The organism is Mesorhizobium sp. B2-3-15 (assembly GCF_006442875.1).
Lineage (GTDB): Bacteria > Pseudomonadota > Alphaproteobacteria > Rhizobiales > Rhizobiaceae > Mesorhizobium > Mesorhizobium australicum.
Window position 1 is genome coordinate 166,589 of the sequence record NZ_VFVO01000003.1, and the last position, 18,105, is coordinate 184,693.

General features: G+C 63.8%; 16 protein-coding genes and 1 tRNA gene. 9 read left to right on the forward strand and 8 right to left on the reverse strand.

The genetic code is table 11. The features are described from left to right. The first annotated feature begins 8 nt into the window (after positions 1–8). The 3 genes from nuoN (at position 9) to FJ954_RS07990 (ending at position 4,032) form a co-directional block, all read left to right on the forward strand. On the forward strand, positions 9–1,445 hold the full coding sequence (nuoN, locus tag FJ954_RS07980; RefSeq protein WP_140661006.1) for an NADH-quinone oxidoreductase subunit NuoN: 1,437 nt from the start codon (positions 9–11) through the stop codon (positions 1,443–1,445). Positions 1,446–1,449: 4 nt separating this feature from the next. Next, positions 1,450–2,271 carry a biotin--[acetyl-CoA-carboxylase] ligase gene (locus tag FJ954_RS07985; protein WP_140615830.1) on the forward strand — a complete coding sequence of 274 codons (822 nt, stop codon included), beginning with the start codon at positions 1,450–1,452 and terminating at the stop codon, positions 2,269–2,271. A 90-nt stretch (positions 2,272–2,361) separates the two neighbouring features. Beyond that, a complete protein-coding gene (locus FJ954_RS07990) occupies positions 2,362–4,032 on the forward strand; it encodes a ribonuclease J (RefSeq protein WP_015317353.1) in 1,671 nt (556 codons plus the stop codon). On the opposite strand, the gene FJ954_RS07995 is transcribed toward FJ954_RS07990, so the two are convergent. Continuing rightward, positions 4,022–4,912: an MBL fold metallo-hydrolase gene (locus FJ954_RS07995; protein ID WP_140661007.1), complete on the reverse strand. Its 891-nt coding sequence runs from the start codon at positions 4,910–4,912 to the stop codon at positions 4,022–4,024. The genes FJ954_RS07990 and FJ954_RS07995 overlap by 11 nt on opposite strands. A gap of 125 nt (positions 4,913–5,037) precedes the next feature. Here FJ954_RS07995 and mce point away from each other — a divergent pair, with 125 nt between their 5' ends. The 6 genes from mce to FJ954_RS08025 all read left to right on the forward strand — a co-directional run bounded on the left by mce (position 5,038) and on the right by FJ954_RS08025 (position 11,566). Continuing rightward, positions 5,038–5,442 (forward strand): methylmalonyl-CoA epimerase, encoded by a 405-nt coding sequence (gene mce, locus FJ954_RS08000; protein ID WP_015317355.1) that lies wholly within the window; start codon positions 5,038–5,040, stop codon positions 5,440–5,442. Then, the gene (locus tag FJ954_RS08005; protein WP_015317356.1) at positions 5,439–5,723 is read left to right on the forward strand and encodes a DUF1467 family protein; all 285 of its coding nucleotides are present in this window, start codon (positions 5,439–5,441) and stop codon (positions 5,721–5,723) included. The genes mce and FJ954_RS08005 overlap by 4 nt, the downstream gene beginning before the upstream one ends. 652 nt (positions 5,724–6,375) lie before the next feature. Then, positions 6,376–7,704 carry a proline--tRNA ligase gene (proS, locus tag FJ954_RS08010; RefSeq protein ID WP_015317358.1) on the forward strand — a complete coding sequence of 443 codons (1,329 nt, stop codon included), beginning with the start codon at positions 6,376–6,378 and terminating at the stop codon, positions 7,702–7,704. Further along, the gene (locus FJ954_RS08015; RefSeq protein ID WP_015317359.1) at positions 7,701–8,987 is read left to right on the forward strand and encodes a lipoprotein-releasing ABC transporter permease subunit; all 1,287 of its coding nucleotides are present in this window, start codon (positions 7,701–7,703) and stop codon (positions 8,985–8,987) included. Before proS ends, FJ954_RS08015 begins: the two co-directional genes overlap by 4 nt. Further along, complete coding sequence (locus FJ954_RS08020) at positions 8,939–9,667, forward strand: ABC transporter ATP-binding protein (RefSeq protein WP_181166285.1); 729 nt, start codon at positions 8,939–8,941, stop codon at positions 9,665–9,667. The genes FJ954_RS08015 and FJ954_RS08020 overlap by 49 nt, the downstream gene beginning before the upstream one ends. Before the next feature lie 648 nt (positions 9,668–10,315). After that, positions 10,316–11,566: a site-2 protease family protein gene (locus tag FJ954_RS08025; protein ID WP_140661008.1), complete on the forward strand. Its 1,251-nt coding sequence runs from the start codon at positions 10,316–10,318 to the stop codon at positions 11,564–11,566. A gap of 20 nt (positions 11,567–11,586) precedes the next feature. On the opposite strand, the gene lipB is transcribed toward FJ954_RS08025, so the two are convergent. The 7 genes from lipB to FJ954_RS08060 all read right to left on the reverse strand — a co-directional run bounded on the left by lipB (position 11,587) and on the right by FJ954_RS08060 (position 17,823). Further along, positions 11,587–12,330 carry a lipoyl(octanoyl) transferase LipB gene (gene lipB / locus FJ954_RS08030; RefSeq protein ID WP_140661009.1) on the reverse strand — a complete coding sequence of 248 codons (744 nt, stop codon included), beginning with the start codon at positions 12,328–12,330 and terminating at the stop codon, positions 11,587–11,589. A gap of 143 nt (positions 12,331–12,473) precedes the next feature. Next, a tRNA-Leu gene (locus tag FJ954_RS08035) sits at positions 12,474–12,558 on the reverse strand. Between the two features lie 188 nt (positions 12,559–12,746). Continuing rightward, positions 12,747–13,646 (reverse strand): succinate--CoA ligase subunit alpha, encoded by a 900-nt coding sequence (sucD, locus tag FJ954_RS08040; RefSeq protein ID WP_140661010.1) that lies wholly within the window; start codon positions 13,644–13,646, stop codon positions 12,747–12,749. A gap of 14 nt (positions 13,647–13,660) precedes the next feature. Further along, a complete protein-coding gene (locus tag FJ954_RS08045; RefSeq protein WP_140661011.1) occupies positions 13,661–14,845 on the reverse strand; it encodes a malate--CoA ligase subunit beta in 1,185 nt (394 codons plus the stop codon). Between the two features lie 21 nt (positions 14,846–14,866). After that, positions 14,867–15,829 (reverse strand): CoA ester lyase, encoded by a 963-nt coding sequence (locus FJ954_RS08050; protein WP_140661012.1) that lies wholly within the window; start codon positions 15,827–15,829, stop codon positions 14,867–14,869. A gap of 11 nt (positions 15,830–15,840) precedes the next feature. Continuing rightward, the gene (locus FJ954_RS08055) at positions 15,841–17,031 is read right to left on the reverse strand and encodes an aminotransferase class V-fold PLP-dependent enzyme (protein ID WP_140661013.1); all 1,191 of its coding nucleotides are present in this window, start codon (positions 17,029–17,031) and stop codon (positions 15,841–15,843) included. A 123-nt stretch (positions 17,032–17,154) separates the two neighbouring features. Continuing rightward, entirely contained in the window at positions 17,155–17,823 is a 669-nt protein-coding gene (locus FJ954_RS08060; RefSeq protein WP_140661014.1) for a response regulator transcription factor, read from the reverse strand. Positions 17,824–18,105: the final 282 nt, after the last annotated feature.

The following is an 18,105-nucleotide window of genomic DNA, read 5'->3' on the forward strand; positions in this document are numbered from 1 at the left end:
TGCGAACCATGACGCCGGACCTTCTCTCCAGCCTGTCGCTCTCGACGCCCGAGCTGATCCTTGCCATCGGCGCGCTCGCGCTGCTGATGGTCGGGGCCTATTCGCGTTCCAACACCGCCGTTACGGTGACCGGCCTTGCCGTCGCCGTGCTGGTGATCGCAGGCGCCTGGCTGATCTTCCACGCAGGGCAGGGCAGCGCCTATGGCAATGCCTTCATCCAGGATTCCTTCGCCAGCTTCATGAAGGTGCTGGCGCTGATCGGCTCGGCGGTGACGCTGACCATGTCGATGCGCTTTGCCAAGGCGGAGCGTTTCGACAAGTTCGAATATCCGGTGCTGATCCTGCTTTGCACGCTCGGCATGATGCTGATGATCTCGGCCAACGGCATGATCGGGCTCTATCTCGGCCTCGAACTGCAGTCGCTTGCGATCTATGTGCTGGCGGCGATCAATCGCGACAATTTGCGTTCGACAGAAGCCGGCCTGAAATATTTCGTCCTCGGCGCGCTGTCCTCGGGCATGCTGCTCTACGGCATCAGCCTGATCTACGGCTATACCGGCAACACCGGCTTCCAGGAGATCGCCACGGCGCTGGGCGGCGGCGAGCGCCAGCTTGGCCTTGTCGTCGGCCTCGTCTTTGTGCTGGCCGGGCTTGCCTTCAAGATCTCGGCGGTGCCGTTCCACATGTGGACGCCAGACGTCTATGAGGGCGCACCGACACCGGTGACGGCCTTCCTGGCGGCAGCGCCGAAAATGGCGGCGATGGCGCTGATCGTGCGCGTCACCATGGGCGCGTTCAAGCCGATCGCTTCCGACTGGCAGCAGATCATCGTCTTCATCTCGATCGCCTCGATGGCGCTTGGCTCCTTCGCCGCGATCGGCCAGACCAACATCAAGCGGCTGATGGCCTATTCCTCGATCGGCCATATGGGCTACGCGCTGGTCGGCCTTGCCGCCAACAGCCAGGCCGGCGTGCGCGGCGTCGCCATCTACATGCTGATCTACCTGGTGATGACGCTCGGCACCTTCGCCTTCATCCTTGCCATGCGGCGCAAGGAAGGCAATGTCGAGCAGATCAGCGATCTCGCCGGCCTCTCGTCGACCAACCCTATCATGGCGACGATCCTGACCATCCTGATGTTCTCGCTGGCCGGCATTCCGCCGCTCGCCGGCTTCTGGGGGAAGTGGTACGTCTTCCTCGCCGCCATCAACGCCAATCTCTATGCGCTGGCAATCATCGGCGTGCTCGCTTCCGTGGTTGGCGCTTACTACTACCTGCGCATCATCAAGATCATGTGGTTCGATGAGCCGGTCGGCGGTTTCGTGCCGATGGCCAGCGAGTTGCGTGTCGTGCTCGGCGTTAGCGGCGCCTTCGTGCTGTTCTATGTGCTGATCGGCGGGCCGATCGGCACCTATGCCGAAGCCGCCGCCAAGACATTTTTCTGACGGAATGGCATTTCGGCTGGCTCCAACCTCGGCGTCGGAAGGGTTCCGGCTCGAGGCGCATGACAGTGTCGGCTCCACCAACGCGCTGGCGCTGGACCATGCCCGGGCGGGCGACCCAGGCAAGCTCTGGGTCGTTTCCAAGAAGCAGGAAAGCGGGCGCGGCCGGCGTGGCCGTGCCTGGGCAACGCCGGAAGGCAATCTGGCGGCGACGCTGCTCCTCATCACCGGCGGCGAATTGCGCCTTGCCGCGACGCTCGGCTTCGTCGCGGGGCTGGCGCTGGCCGACGCGCTCGACGCGGTGGTGCCGAAGGGCCGCATCGCGATAGGCCTCGACGGAGCGAGCCAGGGACAGAACCGTTTCGAGCTGAAATGGCCAAACGATGTGCTCGCCTCCGGCGCCAAGCTGGCCGGCATCCTGCTGGAGTCGGCGATGCTTGACGGTAGCCGCTTCGCGGTGGCGGTGGGCATCGGCGTCAATGTGGTGGCGCATCCGCGGGATTTGCCTTATCCCGCGACATCGCTTCACGCGTTGGGCGCGGCTTGCGATGCCGAAACGCTGTTTCTGGCGCTGTCGGATGCCTGGAGCGAGAATGCCCGCCTGTGGGACGAAGGACGTGGCCTTGCCGCCATCAGGAAGCGTTGGCTGGCCCGCGCGGCGGGCCTTGGCGGCGAGGTTGCTGTCAGAATTGACGGTAATGTGGTGCGTGGCGTGTTCGAGACCATTGACGAGGACTGCCGTTTCGTGATCCGCGACGATGACGGGTCTGTTCTGACGGTCGCCGCCGGCGATGTGCATTTCGGCGCGGTGGCGTCCGCGCGGATATAATTTGTTTTTGAGCCATTCCGGACGGAAAACCGGTAGGCACTTGCTGGAATGCTTTAACGGCTTGGCCTGAGGGTCAGGAAGGAAAAAATCATGGCGAAAGCGGACAACGCCGAACTCGTCTTCGTGCCGCTCGGCGGCGTCGGCGAGATCGGCATGAACTTCGCCCTCTACGGCTACGGCCCGCCGAGCGCGCGCGAATGGATCATCATCGATGTCGGCGTCACCTTTCCCGACGCGGCGCATCCGGGCGTCGACCTGATTCTGCCCGACACGCGCTTCATAGAGGAGAACCTCGCTAATCTGCGCGGCATCATCATCACCCACGCACATGAGGACCATTACGGCGCGCTGCTCGACATCTGGCCGAAGCTGAAGGCGCCGGTCTGGATGACGCCGTTCAGCGCCGGGCTGCTGGAAGCCAAGCGTCAGGGCGAGCAGGGCGCGCCGAAGATCCCGCTGACGATCTACCGGGCGGGCGAAAAGTTCACGGTCGGTCCCTTCGAGATCGAAGCCATTCCGGTGGCACACTCCATTCCCGAACCCATGTCGCTGGCGATCACCTCGCCGGCCGGCACCGTCATACACACCGGCGACTGGAAGATCGATCCGGAGCCGACGATCGGTCCCAAGACCGACGAGGCGCGGTTCCGCGCCTATGGCGACAAGGGCGTGCTGGCGCTGATCTGCGATTCGACCAATGCGCTGCGCGAAGGCGAGTCGCCTTCGGAAGTGGCCGTGGGCGAGGGCCTGAAAGGCGTCATCCAGGCGGCCAAGGGCCGCGTCGCCGTTACCACCTTCTCCTCCAATGTCGGACGCATCGTTTCCATCGCCAGGGCAGCGCGCGATGCCGGCCGCCAGTGCCTTGTGCTCGGCCGCTCGTTGAAGCGCGTCATCGATGTGGCCGGCGAACTTGGCTACATGGACGGCCTGCCGGAGTTCATCGCCGAGGAGGATTTCGGCTTCATCCCGCGCGAGAACCTGGTCATCATCTGCACCGGCAGCCAGGGCGAGCCGTTGGCGGCACTTGCCAAGCTGTCGCGCGACGAGATGAAATCGGTGTCGCTGACGGCGGGCGACACGGTGGTGTTTTCCTCGCGCACCATTCCCGGCAACGAGAAGGCGATCCTCGAGATCAAGAACCGCCTCATCGATCTCGGCATCAAGATCATCGAGGACGGCGATGCGCTGGTGCATGTCTCCGGCCACCCCCGCCGCAGCGAACTGCGCAAGATGTATGAATGGGTGCGTCCGCAAATCGGCGTTCCCGTGCATGGCGAGGCGGCGCATCTGGTGGCGCAGGGCTCGCTGATGTCCACCTCCGGCATCGGCCAGGTGGCCCAGGTGCGCGACGGCGACATGCTGCGGCTCGCTCCCGGTCCCGCCACGATCATCGACCAGGTGCCGTTCGGCCGCGTCTACAAGGACGGCAATCTGATCGGCACCGATCAGGCGATGGGTATTCGCGACAGGCGCAAGCTGTCCTTTGCCGGTCATGTCGCGGTCAATGTCGTGCTTGATGACAAGTACGAGCTGGCCGGCGATCCCGATCTGGTCGCCATTGGCGTCGCCGAAACCGATGCCCGTGGCGAGACGCTCGAGGACCTGATGATCGATGCGGCCGTCGGTGCGGTCGATTCGATCCCCCGCCAGCGCCGCAAGGACCTCGACCTGGTGCAGGAGGCGGTGCGGCGCGCGGTGCGCGGCGCGGCCAACGAAGCCTGGGGCAAGAAACCGCTGGTGACGGTTTTCGTCACCCGGTGACGGAGGCGTCGGGGGCTCGGATGTTCAGCTGATAGCTGACCGGAATCCAGCGAAAGGAATGGTCTGTCCGCTCGACATAGCCCAGACCCGGAAACGGCATGTGGTGGCCGGCGACGAGCAGGCGCCGCTCGGCAGCCATGCCGAGCAGCCGCTTGCGGGTCTCGATCGCCATTTCCTTGTCGTCGTCGAAATCGGCATGCCACTGCGGACGCTGGATCGACACGACATAGTGCAGGAAAGCGTCCGACCAGATCAGCAATTGCTGTCCGTCGCTTTCGACAAGGAAGGCCAAAAGCCCGGCGGAGTGACCGGCCGCGTCGATGGCAGTGATGCCCGGCACCACTTCGTCTCCAGGCGCTATGAACGTCGCGCGGTCGGCCAAGCCGGTGCAAATGCGCCTAAAGAGATCACGATTGGCCAACCTGGCCGGACGCACCGCATTTCCTTCGGTCCAGAACGCGAATTCCGCTGCGCCGAATACCAGGCGTGCGCGGCTGAAAACGGATGCGCCATTCCGGACAAGCCCGCCAATGTGGTCCGGGTGCCCGTGCGTGATGACCACCACATCGATGTCATCAGGGCCGAGCCCAAGGGCTTGCAAGCACTCCAGGAGTGAACTGTCTTCACCTCCGCAGCCGGTGTCGAACAGGATCTTTTCGGAACCGGTATCGATCAGCGTCGGGATGAAGCAATGCTCGTAGCGATCCTGGTCGATGAAGTTCGAAACCGCGAGTTCGAGCACGGCCGCCGGCGACTGTCCGGCCGCGAAGGCCGATGCAAGCCCGTCTCTGACATCGATGGCGTCGAGCAGAGCGGCAATTTTGAACGACCCGAGATCGAAGGTGAAAACGCGGGGGCGGGCAGGGCTGATTCCGGACATTGGCCTTTGTACTTTGTGGCTGCTGGTTGCAACAGGTGCGACAGTGCGCTCCTCGCGAAAGGCTGTTGATCTCGGCTGATTTGACGTATGACGCCAGTCGTTGGACCTGGGAGAAAAGCTCGGACATGCTCGGACGGCTGAACCATGTCGCGCTTGCGGTGCCGGATTTGACCGCCGCCGTTGCAGCTTACCGCAACACGCTCGGCGCCGAAGTGACCGAGCCGCAGGCGTTGCCGGAGCATGGCGTCACCGTGGTGTTCGTCGATGTCGGCAACACCAAGGTCGAGTTGCTGGAGCCGCTTGGCGAGGGCTCGCCAATCGCGGCATTCCTCGAGAAGAACCCGTCGGGCGGCATGCATCATCTCTGCTACGAGGTCGACGACATCCTGGCCGCGCGCGACCAGCTCAAGGCCGCCGGCGCCCGGGTGCTTGGTGACGGCAATCCCAAACCAGGCGCGCACGGCAAGCCGGTGCTGTTCCTGCATCCGAAGGATTTCTTCGGCACGCTGATCGAACTGGAGCAATCATGAGCTGGGTCTCGTTCACCGCGCTGTTTTTCGCGACCTGGTGGGTGGTGCTGTTTGCCGTCCTGCCGTTCAGCGTCAGAACGCAGGACGACGATCACGACGTGACGCTGGGCACGGTGCCGAGCGCGCCGCGCGGGCCGCATATGCTGCGTGCCGTGATCCGCACCACCATCGCAACGGCGGTCCTGATGGGCATTTTCTACGGCCTGACGCACGGGCTGGGATACAGCCTCAACGACATCCCGCACATCGTGCCGGAACTCAGTCCGACCCCAGGGAAATAGACGTGGCGGCAAGGGTGCTCCGATAAGGTCGGAGCGCTGCGGATGGGATTGAGATGCCGCCCTGTACGGCGGCTACTGGCTGCTGACGCAAGGTCATGTAGCCTGCCAATTCGCAGCGCTAACCAGATGATTGCACAAAAAAAATGCAAGGCACAAGGCCTTGCAATTAAACGCGTCCGATCTGTTTCCGGTATCCGGCGGCAGCGAGTAACCGCGCCTAGATCGCATCCTCCCAAGACTTTGACCGCGTAGGAGAGCAGATTTTTTTCTGCCCTCTCGGTTATCGGGGCACATTAGCCCAACGGAAATGAAAATGTCACGAAGAATTTTGCCTTGAAACGGGCAATCTCGTGCTGCACTGCACAATAGTGCGGCAGGCTTTGCTTTTGAAACGTCCAGTCAGGCTCGACAGAGCCTTTGCGGCATGTTCGCAATTGACGCGCGCAAAGAATTGACGGCCAAACCCGAAGAGGTTCGGTGCGTTCCATTGTCGGCGCGGGTCGATCCGGAAGCGAGGGATTCGGGCTCGGAAGGGGCCTACGTGGTGGGATGGCCGGGTTTCCATTCGGTCATGAAATCGCTATGAAGCCGGGGCAAGCAAGCCTGCGCCGCGCCGATTCTGGCGTGGCCATTCTCATTCACGGACCTGTCCATGCGTTTGTCGCGCTATTTCCTGCCTATCCTCAAAGAAAATCCGCGCGAGGCCGAAATCGTCTCGCATCGGCTGATGCTGCGCGCCGGCATGATCCGCCAGCAGGGACAAGGCAGTTTTTCCTGGCTGCCGCTGGGCAAACGGGTGCTGGACAAGGTCTGCAAGATCATCCGCGAGGAGCAGAACCGCGCCGGTGCGCTGGAGATCCTGATGCCGACCATCCAGTCGGCCGATCTGTGGCGCGAGAGCGGCCGTTACAACGACTACGGCAAGGAGATGCTGCGCATCAAGGACCGGCAGGACCGCGACATGCTCTACGGTCCGACCAACGAGGAAATGGTCACCGAGATTTTTCGCGCTTACGTCAAATCCTACAAGGACCTGCCGCTCAACCTCTACCACATACAGTGGAAGTTCCGTGACGAGGTGCGGCCGCGCTTCGGCGTGATGCGTTCGCGCGAATTCCTGATGAAGGACGCCTATTCCTTCGATCTCGACTTCGAAGGCGCGAGAGCCGCCTACAACCGGATGTTCGTGTCCTATCTCAGGACCTTCACGCGCATGGGCCTGCAGGCCATTCCGATGCGGGCCGACACCGGTCCGATCGGCGGCGATCTCAGCCACGAGTTCATCATCCTGGCCGACACTGGTGAAAGCCAGGTCTTCTGCCATCGCGATTACCTGTCGCTTGCGGTGCCCGGCGCGAACACCGACTTCGCCAATGACGGCGAGATAGCAGATATCGTCAAGACGTGGACGACGCCTTACGCCGCCACCGACGAGATGCATGACGAGGCGGCCTGGGAGAAGGTTCCGACAGGCGACCGGGTCTCGGCGCGTGGCATCGAGGTCGGCCATATCTTCCACTTCGGCGAGAAATATTCCAAGCCGATGGGGGCCAAGGTGACGGGGCCCGACGGCAAGGATCATTTCGCGTCGGGCGGCTCCTATGGTATCGGCCCGTCGCGACTGGTCGCGGCGATCATCGAGGCCAGCCATGACGAGAACGGCATCATCTGGCCGGAAGCGGTGGCGCCCTTCGATATCGGCCTGATCAACATGAAGGCGGGCGATGCCGACTGCGATCGCGTCTGCGACGAGCTCAACGCCGCCTTCACCGCCGCCGGCAAGGATGTGCTCTATGACGACACCGACCAGCGGCCGGGCGGCAAATTCGCCACCGCCGACCTGATCGGCCTGCCCTGGCAAGTGATCGTCGGGCCGCGCGGTGTCGCCGCCGGCGAGGTCGAGATCAAGAATCGCAAGACCGGCGAGCGCGTGACGCTGCCGATCGCCGACGCGGCCAAACACTTCGGTGCCGCCGCATGAGCGAGGCGGCGGCAGCGCGATCGGCGGGCGCCGGCCCTTTTTCCATCTTCGAGCGCACGGTCGCCTGGCGCTATTTGCGTTCGCGGCGCAAGGAGACGGTGATCTCGGTGATCGCCTCGATCTCTTTTCTCGGCATCATGCTGGGCGTCGCCACGCTGATCGTGGTCATGGCGGTGATGAACGGCTTCCGCGCCGAGCTTTTGACGCGCATCCTTGGCGTCAACGGCCATCTGATCGTGCAGCCGCTCGATTCACCGCTTGAGGACTATGCCCAGGTCGCCAGCCGCATCAACGGCGTACCCGGGGTCAAATACGCCATCCCGCTGATCGACGGCCAGGTGCTGGCGCAAGGCAATGTCGGCGGCGGCACCGGCGCGCTGGTGCGCGGCATCCGGGGTGAAGATCTCGGCAAGATCGCCATCGTGGCCAGCAACATCAAGCAAGGCACGCTCGCCGATTTCGATACCGGCGAGGGTGTCGCCATCGGCAAGCGCATGGCCGAGAATCTCGGCCTGACGCTCGGCGATACCATTACCTTGATCTCGCCGGACGGGGATGTGACGCCGCTCGGCACCACACCGCGCATGAAGGGCTACAAGATCGCGGCGATCTTCGAGGTCGGCATGTCTGAATATGACACGTCGATCGTCTACATGCCGTTCTCCGAAGCGCAGCTCTACTTCAACATGGACGGCCGGGCGCAGACGATCGAGATCTATGTCGACAATCCCGACGATGTCGACGCGCTGAAACCCAAGGTGGAAGCGGCGGCGCAGCGGCCGATCGACATGGTCGACTGGCGCCAGCGCAACGAGACCTTCTTTTCGGCTCTGCAGGTCGAACGCAACGTCATGTTCATGATCCTGACGCTGATCGTGCTGGTGGCGGCGCTCAACATCATTTCCGGACTGATCATGCTGGTGAAGGACAAGGGGCATGACATCGCCATCCTGCGCACCATGGGCGCCTCGCGCGGCGCCATCCTGCGCATCTTCCTGATGACTGGGGCGGCGATCGGCGTGACGGGCACGCTCGCCGGCGTGCTGCTCGGCGTCGTGATCTGCACCAACATCGAATCGATCCGCCAGTTCTTCTCCTGGATGACCGGCAAGGTGCTGTTCAACCCGGAGCTCTATTTCCTCAGCCAGTTGCCGGCCAAGATGGATCCGCGCGAGACGACCTATGTCATCATCATGGCGCTTGCGCTGTCCTTCCTGGCAACGGTGTTTCCGGCATGGCGGGCGGCCCGCCTCGATCCGGTCGAAGCCTTGAGGTACGAGTAGTGGCCGAGGTCCTTATCGAGCTGAAGAGCGTCGAACGGCACTACGTCCAGGGGCCGCGCAAGCTCACCATCCTGAACGGCGCCGATTTCGCGCTGCGGCGCGGTGAAATGGTGGCGCTGGTGGCCCCGTCGGGCACCGGCAAATCGACGCTGCTGCATACGGCCGGGCTGTTGGAGCGGCCGGATGCCGGCGACGTGATCCTGTCCGGACGCGCCTGTGGCCGGCTGTCCGACGACGAGCGCACCTCGATCCGCCGCAACGATGTCGGCTTCGTCTATCAGTTCCATCATTTGCTGCCGGAGTTTTCCGCGCTGGAAAACATCATGATGCCGCAGCTCATCAAGGGCCTGCCGCGCAAGGAAGCGTCCGAGCGAGCGGCGCAACTGCTCGACTACATGCAGATCGGCAAACGGGCGTCGCACCGGCCGTCGGAGCTTTCCGGCGGCGAGCAGCAGCGCGTCGCCATCGCGCGTGCGGTCGCCAATGCGCCGCTGGTGCTGCTCGCCGACGAGCCCACCGGCAACCTCGACCCGGTCACAGCCTCCTACGTGTTCGAGGCGCTGGAGGCACTGGTGCGGCAATCGGGCCTCGCGGCGCTGATCGCCACCCACAATCACGAGCTTGCATCGCGCATGGACCGGCGCGTCACGTTGGCCGACGGCAAGGTGGTGCCGCTCTAAGGACGATTCTCACCCGACGTGTACCGCGCGGGGGTAGCTTAGAACCGCCAGTGAGCGCTCATTGCGATCAGAGTGGACGATATCGCGCTCGTCGCCAGGATGGCCAACCAAATTACGAGATTGCGAGAGAGGCGCCGCCGGCGACCTTGTCGCATACGCTTTCGCCAGCGTTCACCTTGATTTGCGCCTCCGTATTTCCCCATGTCGATCGCTCAGCAATGCCTCAGGCCCAGGCATTTTCGGCTCAGCCAAAATTTAATACAAGCGCTCGCTAATTTGTTCTTCCCGGGCTGAAGCCTACCCTGGCAAGCTTCCAACTCCCTCTCTTAGCGACCAATTAACGTTTCGCTAACCGTGCACAGTTCCCCGCCCATGGCCATACCTCCCAGCGGTTGACAATGGAACAAAATTAGAACAAATTAGAAACATATCAACAACAGGAGAGAGTTATGACCGATCTGGTTCAGGATGTCATCTCGCTGGTTTGCATGAGCGCGTTTCTTGTCTCCATGGCGATCTGGATCGGAGCCATGTGATTTGGCGGCGTCGGCCGTCGCTGTTTCTCGATGGCCAATGCCGCCCCGCCGTTAAGCTTTTCTTGCCGCCACGACGTTAGATTGCGCCTCCAAGGCAGGGAGCAACGTCCAGGTGTCGCCCATCGTCACCGCCATTCTCGTGGCCAGCAATCTCGGGCTGATCTTTCTCCTGATGACCGTGCCGCTTGGTTTGCGCACGGTCCGGTCGAGCCGCATCGTGGCGATGGACCGGCAGCGCCTGTGGCAGGCGCTGTGGCCGCTCGGCAGCGATGCCGGCTGGTCCGGCGAGATCCTGTCGGCGCAGCCGCTGGACGAAGAGGGCGTCGCCCGCATCACGCTGTCTTGGGAAGGCCGCGATGGCAAGCCGATAGAGCGCAGGGCGCGGTTTGAAGATGTCGTCGAGGGCAGCCGCTTCTCGATGCGGGTGATCGAGGACACCGCGCTCGATGGCTCGTTCTGGAAGGACTATGGCGAGACCGCCGAACTGGTTTCGGAGGGCAGCGGCACGCGCGTGACGCTCAGCCGGACCGACCGGTACCGCGGCGTGGCTTTCCTGGTGTTTCGCTATTTCGCCATGCGCCGCGAGCTCTCCAAGCTGCAGCGTTGGGCAAGGACCGGGCAGTATCGCAAGGGTGGCTGGTTCGAGCATCCGCTGAGCCAGGTCGGCTTTGCCGTGCTGTCGGCATTGATGCTGTGGCCGTTCTTCGGCCTTCACCTCGGCGGGCTGGCGCTGGCCGCGATCCTGACATCGGTGGTGGCGCTGCACGAACTCGGCCACATGGCGGCGTTCCGGCTGACGGGCCATCGCAGGGCGCGGATGATCTTCATCCCGCTGCTTGGCGGCATCGCCATTGGCGGCCGGCCCTATAACAGCCGTTTCGAAGTGGCCTTCGTGGCGTTGATGGGGGCGGGGTTTTCCGCCTTCCTGGTGCCGATCGTCATCGCTGCCAGCGTGCTTGCCGGCGGTGAGGGTCACAAGGCGGCTGCCGCGCTACTCGCCGCACTCGCAGGCTGCGCTGCCCTGTTCAACATCGCCAATCTGGTGCCGGTGTGGAAGTTCGACGGCGGCCAGGTGCTGCGACAGATCTGCCCGGGGCCGGTCGTCCTGGCGCTGGCGTCCTTCTCGCTGCTTTCGGCCTTTCTGGCGCTTGGCTGGCGGGCCGGTTTTTCCCTGGGCTTCCTGCTCGCGGCCGGTGCGGTATTTTCGATTCTCAGCCTGCTCACCGTCGGCAGCGGGGTGAAGCCACGCCACGAACTGGAGCCGATCGGCACTGTCGATCGTTTGGTCATCGCCGGGGCCTTGCTGGCGGTGTTCGCCATCCACGGCTGCGGCGTGTGGTGGGCGTCAGGGCAGTTGCTCTGAGCTGGTTGGGTCCGAAAGGATCAACCCGTCTTGCGGGCAGCCTCGACCGGCAAAGCCGCCACGGGACCAAAAACATCCTCGAAGGCTGATTTCAGCGCCAGATCCAGATCGGCCATGCCGAGGGGCAGGCCGAGGTCGACAAGGCTGGTGACGCCGTGATCCTGGACGCCGCAGGGCACGATGCCGCCGAAATGGGAAAGGTCCGGCTCGACATTGATGGCAATGCCGTGGAAGCTCACCCACCGCCGCAGCCTTATGCCGATTGCCGCGATCTTGTCCTCGGCAGGTGAGCCGTCGGGCAAAGCAGGGCGATCTGGCCGTACCACCCAGACACCAACCCGGTCCTCGCGGCGTTCGCCGCGCACGTTGAAGGCGGCGAGCGTGCCGATGATCCACTGTTCGAGCGCCGCGACGAAGGCGCGCACGTCCTCGCGCCGGCGCTTCAGGTCGAGCATGACATAGGCGACCCGCTGGCCTGGCCCATGATAAGTGTATTCGCCGCCGCGTCCGGCCGCAAAGACCGGAAAGCGATCGGGTTCGATCAGGTCCTCGATGCGGGCGCTGGTGCCGGCGGTGTAGAGCGGCGGATGTTCGACCAGCCAGACCATTTCGCCGGCAGCCCCGCCGCGGATCGCCTCGGCGCGCGCCTCCATGAACGCAAGCGCATCGGGATAGGCGACAAGGCCGGGCTCGACCAGCCATTCCACCGGGGCCGAACCGGGCAAGGGCAGGAACGACGTGGCAATCTGGCTGCGTTCTGGCATGGCGTCTCTCTTGTCGCCTTCCATATGGCGATATCAGGCGGAAACGTCCAGTTCGCCGTGCGCTTGGGCGCCGAGCATCCGACGCGCCGGCAAGACAATGAGCGCTTGCTGGTTCAGTTCGCAGCTGTGTCGTCAGGATGATTTGGTGCGGTCGAGAAGACTCGAACTTCCACGGGTTGCCCCACAGCGACCTCAACGCTGCGCGTCTACCAATTCCGCCACGACCGCACGTGGTAGAGCCGGAACCGACCGGCTCGCGGCGTGTAGCAAATCGTTTCCAGCGAAACAAGTGCGCCACGAGTATTTAATCGCTGGGAATGGCTATAACGGATCAATCGCTTTGCGCGCCCGGAAACGAAGGCGGCGGCGCGTCTTGGAGACTGCGTCGCCGCGTCGGCTTTCGTCCGACCCTGCGGCTACGCCGCCTGCTTCCTTCGCGCCAGCGTATCTGCCACAACCTCGCCAAACGATGACGGCGTCGGCACGATGATGACGCCGGCCTCTTTCAGGATCTCGACCTTTTCCTGCGCGGACTCGCCGAAGGCCGAGATGATGGCGCCGGCATGACCCATGCGGCGGCCTTTGGGGGCGGACAGGCCGGCGATGTAGGCGATTAGCGGCTTCTTCATATTGTCGCGCGCCCAGATCGCGGCTTCGGCTTCCTGCGGTCCGCCGATCTCGCCGATCATGACCACGGCGTCGGTCTCGTCGTCCTGCTCGAACAGCTTCAGAACGTCCTTGAAGGAGGAGCCGTTGATCGGATCGCCGCCAATGCCGACGCTGGTCGACACGCCGATGCCGAGCGCCTTCATCTGCGAGGCGGCTTCATAGCCCAGCGTTCCCGAGCGGCCGACGATGCCGATGCGGCCGGGCAGGTAGATCGAGCCGGGCATGATGCCCATCAGCGCCTGTCCCGGCGTGATGATGCCGGCGCAATTCGGCCCGACCAGCCGCATGCGGTCCTCGAAGCGGTAGCGGCGCATGTAGCGCTTGACCTGCATCATGTCCTGCGAGGGGATGCCGTCGGTGATGCAGACGCAGAGCTTTATCCCCGCATCCGCCGCTTCCATGATCGAATCGGCTGCAAAGGGCGGCGGCACGAAGACGATGCTGGCTTCGGCACGGGTCTCGCGCACCGCGCCCTTGACCGTGTTGAAGACGGGCAGGCCGAGATGCGTCTGGCCGCCCTTGCCGGGCGTGACGCCGCCGACGAGCTTGGTGCCGTAGCGCTTCATGTCCTCGGCATGGAAGCTGCCGATCTTGCCGGTGAAACCTTGCACGATGACGCGTGTGCTGCGGTTGAGCAGGATTGCCATTTTTCCGTCCTCCCTCAGGCTGCTTTTTTGTTGGTGGCCACGCGCCAGGCGGCGACGGCTTTTTCGGCGGCTTCGGCGAGCGTGTCGGCGACGATCACCGCCTCGCCGGAATCGGCCAGGATCTTGCGCCCTTCCTCGGCCCTGGTGCCGGACAGCCGCACCACCAGCGGCACGTTGACGCCGACCTCGCGGATCGCCTTGATGACGCCCTCGGCGACCCAGTCGCAACGGTTGATGCCGGCAAAGATGTTGACCAGGATGGTCTCGACATTCTTGTCGCCGAGCACGGCGCGGAAGGATTTCGCGACCCGCTCGGGCGAAGCGCCGCCGCCGATGTCGAGGAAGTTGGCCGGCTCGCCGCCAGCGATCTTGATCATGTCCATCGTCGCCATGGCGAGCCCGGCGCCATTGATGATGCAGCCAATATTGCCGTCGAGGCCGACATAGGAGAGGCCGCGATCGCTGGCGAAGGTTTCGCGCGGGTCTTCCTGGCTCTTGTCGCGCAATTCGGAGATTTCGGGCCGCCGGAACAGCGCGTTCTCATCGAACGACATCTTGGCGTCGAGTGCCACCAGGCTGCCGTCGCGGGTCACCACCAGCGGATTGATCTCCAGCATCGAGGCGTCGTAGTCGCGGAACACCTGGTAACAGCTGAAGATGGTCTCGGTCGCCTTGCCGATCAGGCTGTCCTCCAGGCCGAGCCCGAAGGCGATTTCGCGCGCCTGGAAGCGCTGCATGCCGACACCGGGATCGACGGTGGCGCGGATGATCGAATCGGGTGCCTTCTCGGCGATCTCCTCGATTTCCATGCCGCCGGCGGCCGAGGCCACGATCATGACGCGCTCTTCCTTGCGATCGAGCACGAAGCCGAGATAGAGCTCCTGCGCGATCTCGACGGCTTCCTCCAGATAGAGGCGCGAGATCAGCTTGCCACGCGGGCCGGTCTGGTGGGTCACCAGCTTGCGCCCGAGCATGGCTTCGGCGGCGCTGGAAATTTCCTCGTCATTGGCGCAGAGCTTGATGCCGCCGGCCTTGCCGCGCGCGCCGGAATGAACCTGCGCCTTCAGCACCCATTTGCCGCCGCCGATCTCGCGCGCCCGGTAGGTCGCCTGTTCGGGGCTGTAGGCCAGGCCGCCACGCGGCACATGGATCCCATGCCGGGCGAGCAGCTCCTTGGCCTGGTATTCGTGGATGTCCATTCTTTTCTCCTCCCCAAATCGTCAAAGTGCCGCGACGTGCTGTTGGCCGGCGCGTTCGATGGCGTCGTTGACCACCAGAACATTGCGCGCCATGCGTTCCGACGCGGCGTCGATCATCTTGCCGTCGAGCGCGGCGGCACCCTTGCCCTGCGCCTCCGCCTCCTTCAGCACTTCGAGAATGCGGCGGGCGCGCGTGACTTCCTTCTCCGGCGGCGAGAAGACGTCGTTGGCCAAGGCAATCTGCGAGGGATGGATCGCCCATTTGCCTTCGATGCCGAGCGCGGCGGCGCGTCTGGCGGCCGCCTTGTAGCCTTCCGGGTCGGAGAAATCGCCGAACGGTCCGTCGATGGCGCGCAGGCCGTAGGCGCGGCAGGCGACGGTCATCCGCGACAGGGCGAAATGCCACTGGTCGCCGGGATAGTCGGGGTTGAGGCCGCCAATATTGACGGTCCGCGCCTTGCAGCTTGCCGCATAGTCGGCAACGCCGAAATGCATGGCTTCCAGCCGTCCAGGGGTGGCGGCGATAGCCTCGACATTGGCCATGCCGAGCGCGGTCTCGATCAGGGCTTCCAGGCCGATACGGGTCTTAAAGCCCTTGGCCATCTCGATCTGGTTGACCATGGCCTCGACCATGTAGAGGTCGGCCGGAACGCCGACCTTGGGCACCAGTATGGTGTCCAGCCGGTCGCCGGCCTGCTCCATGACGTCGACAACGTCGCGGTACATGTAGTGCGTGTCCAGCCCGTTGATGCGCACCGAGACGGTCTTGCCCTTGGCGCGCCAGTCGATGTCGTTCAGGGCCTGGATGATGTTCTTGCGTGCGCGTTCCTTGTCGGGCGGCGCGACGGCGTCCTCAATGTCGAGGAAGACGAAGTCGGCGGCGCTGTTGGCCGCCTTGTCGATCATCTCCGGGCTGGAGCCTGGAACCGCCAGCTCGCTGCGCTGCAGCCTGAGTTTCTTGAGGTGGTTAATGGTGTGGCTCATGGTCGACTCCCTCAGGCGGCTTCGGCGACCGGCAGCGCGGCCGAAGCGCGGAAATGCTGGATGGCGGCGCCGACGCCGGAGCCGGGCGCCAGCCGGACGCCACAATCGAGCAGCGCCATTTCCGCCGCCGAAAGCGAGGCCAGCACCATCACCTCGTTCAGCCAGCCGAGATGGCCGATGCGGAAAACCTTGCCGAACACCTTGTTGAGGCCGCCGCCCAGCGACGTCTGGTAGGCCTGGTAGGCGCGCTTGACGACGTCGCCGCTGTCGATGCCATCCGGCACGAGAATGGCGCTGACCGTGTCCGAATGCCATTTTGGCGCCTTGGCGCAGAGCTTCAGCCCCCACGCGTCGACCGCCTTGCGCACGCCTTCGGCAAGGCGATGGTGCCGGGAGAAGATGGTCTCCAGCCCTTCCTCGGCGATCAGGTCGAGCGAGGCGCGCAGGCCGCGCAGCAATTGTGTCGCCGGCGTGTAAGGGAAATAGCCGGCATCGTTGGCGCGGATCATGTCCTCGAAGGAGAAGAAACAGCGCCGGTGGGTGGCGGTTCTCGAAGCGGCGAGCGCCTTCCTGCTCACCGACAGGAAGCCGAGGCCGGCCGGCAGCATGAAGCCTTTCTGCGAGCCGCTGACGGCGCAGTCGACGCCCCATTCTTCCTGGCGAAAGTCGATCGAGCCGATCGAGGAGACGCCGTCGACGAAAAGAAGGGCAGGGTGGTTCGCATCGTCGAGCGCGGCGCGGCAGCCGGCGACGTCGCTGGTGACGCCTGTCGCCGTCTCGTTCTGTGTGCAGAAAATCGCCTTGATGCGGTGCGTCTTGTCCGCCTTCAGCCGCTCCGCATAGAGTTCCAGCGGAACGCCGGTTCCCCATTCGCAGTCGATGACGTCGACCTCGAAACCGAGCCGTTCGGCCATGTCGACCCACAGATGCGAGAACTGGCCGAAACGCGACATCAAAACGCGGTCGCCTGGGCTGAGCACATTGGTCATCGCCGCTTCCCAGGCTCCGGTGCCCGAGGACGGGTAGATGAAGACGCGGCCGGTCTCGTTCTTGAAGACCCGTTTGATGTCCTCGAACAGCGGCAGGGTGAGGTCGGGAAAGGTGGCCGCGCGCATGTCCTCCATCGGCAGGTTCATCGCTTGGCGTACCTGCTCGGGGATATTGGTCGGCCCGGGAATGAAAAGATGGGTGAAACCGGCCATGATGCGAACTCCTCCTGATCCAGCAAAGCGGTGGTGGGAGTTTCGTTTCGGCGGCCGATGCCGACAACACCTTGGCGGGTAAGATCTCACCGCATGCGGGTGGGTATGGCCTACCCGGTCGCCCTACCCGAAAGGCTGCCTTTGGCTACGCCTCTCTCGTGAATAGAGCGCGACCGCCATGGCGCGGTTGCGGACGTCCAGCTTGTCGTACAGATTCTTGAGATGGTACTTCACGGTGTTTTCGGAGATGCCGGTCCGGGTCGCGATCTGCAAATTGGTCCAGCCGTCGGACAGTACCGCCAGCAGTTCACGCTCGCGCACGGTAAGCCGGGATAGAGGCGTGTCGTTGACCTTGTTGATGTCGATATAGGGTATGCAGATGCGGCCGTGCGCGACAGCCAGGATCGTGTCGAAGATGATGGCGGGATCGTCGAACTGGAAGCAGTAGCCCTGGGCCCCCAGGCGCACGCACTGTTTCAGGATGCCGATGTCATGGTCGTTTGAAAAGACGGCGATGCGAACGTCGAGCTTGCGGGTCTGGACCTCGGCCAGGACATCAGCGCCGTCCATGTCGGACAGCTTCCAGCCGATCACGGCGACATCGAACTCCTGGACCGCTGCCAGCTCCAGGAAATGCCTGCCGCTTTGTACGGAGGCCAAAAGCTCGAAGCGCCCGTCGCAGTCCAGCATTTCGCGCAGAGCCGATATGACGAGCGGATTGCGTTCGGCCACGACCACGCGAACGCGCCGCTCGTCGATTGCCTTGTTTTCTGTCCGCGACCTGATCTTCAAGGGCTTCCGGCTTTTTTGTTGCGGCTTGGGGGTCCAGCCGATGCCTGTACCTGCATCATGACAATTCTGCCCCAATCGCGCACGGGTGCTCTTTCCCCAGCGACATGCGCTGTCGCGTGGCCGGGCCACAAGCACACCCGCTTTTGACGGAATCGACCAGGTCGCGCACGCCGGACAATGTCGCGTCGGTGGAAAACGACGCCTTTGCGCAAGCGGGATTTTTCGGCTGGAATTCCCGTGCGTTGGAGCGACGGGCTGCGAAATCGAATCATGCCGCCGCTC

What these genes read in the sequence shown, in the direction of transcription:
- nuoN (WP_140661006.1), top strand. Translation starts at nt 9, where the DNA reads ATGACGCCGGACCTTCTCTCCAGCCTGTCGCTCTCGACGCCCGAGCTG.
- FJ954_RS07985 (WP_140615830.1), top strand. Translation starts at nt 1,450, where the DNA reads ATGGCATTTCGGCTGGCTCCAACCTCGGCGTCGGAAGGGTTCCGGCTC.
- FJ954_RS07990 (WP_015317353.1), top strand. Translation starts at nt 2,362, where the DNA reads ATGGCGAAAGCGGACAACGCCGAACTCGTCTTCGTGCCGCTCGGCGGC.
- FJ954_RS07995 (WP_140661007.1), bottom strand. Translation starts at nt 4,912, where the DNA reads ATGTCCGGAATCAGCCCTGCCCGCCCCCGCGTTTTCACCTTCGATCTC.
- mce (WP_015317355.1), top strand. Translation starts at nt 5,038, where the DNA reads ATGCTCGGACGGCTGAACCATGTCGCGCTTGCGGTGCCGGATTTGACC.
- FJ954_RS08005 (WP_015317356.1), top strand. Translation starts at nt 5,439, where the DNA reads ATGAGCTGGGTCTCGTTCACCGCGCTGTTTTTCGCGACCTGGTGGGTG.
- proS (WP_015317358.1), top strand. Translation starts at nt 6,376, where the DNA reads ATGCGTTTGTCGCGCTATTTCCTGCCTATCCTCAAAGAAAATCCGCGC.
- FJ954_RS08015 (WP_015317359.1), top strand. Translation starts at nt 7,701, where the DNA reads ATGAGCGAGGCGGCGGCAGCGCGATCGGCGGGCGCCGGCCCTTTTTCC.
- FJ954_RS08020 (WP_181166285.1), top strand. Translation starts at nt 8,939, where the DNA reads ATGGCGGGCGGCCCGCCTCGATCCGGTCGAAGCCTTGAGGTACGAGTA.
- lipB (WP_140661009.1), bottom strand. Translation starts at nt 12,330, where the DNA reads ATGCCAGAACGCAGCCAGATTGCCACGTCGTTCCTGCCCTTGCCCGGT.
- sucD (WP_140661010.1), bottom strand. Translation starts at nt 13,646, where the DNA reads ATGGCAATCCTGCTCAACCGCAGCACACGCGTCATCGTGCAAGGTTTC.
- FJ954_RS08045 (WP_140661011.1), bottom strand. Translation starts at nt 14,845, where the DNA reads ATGGACATCCACGAATACCAGGCCAAGGAGCTGCTCGCCCGGCATGGG.
- FJ954_RS08050 (WP_140661012.1), bottom strand. Translation starts at nt 15,829, where the DNA reads ATGAGCCACACCATTAACCACCTCAAGAAACTCAGGCTGCAGCGCAGC.
- FJ954_RS08055 (WP_140661013.1), bottom strand. Translation starts at nt 17,031, where the DNA reads ATGGCCGGTTTCACCCATCTTTTCATTCCCGGGCCGACCAATATCCCC.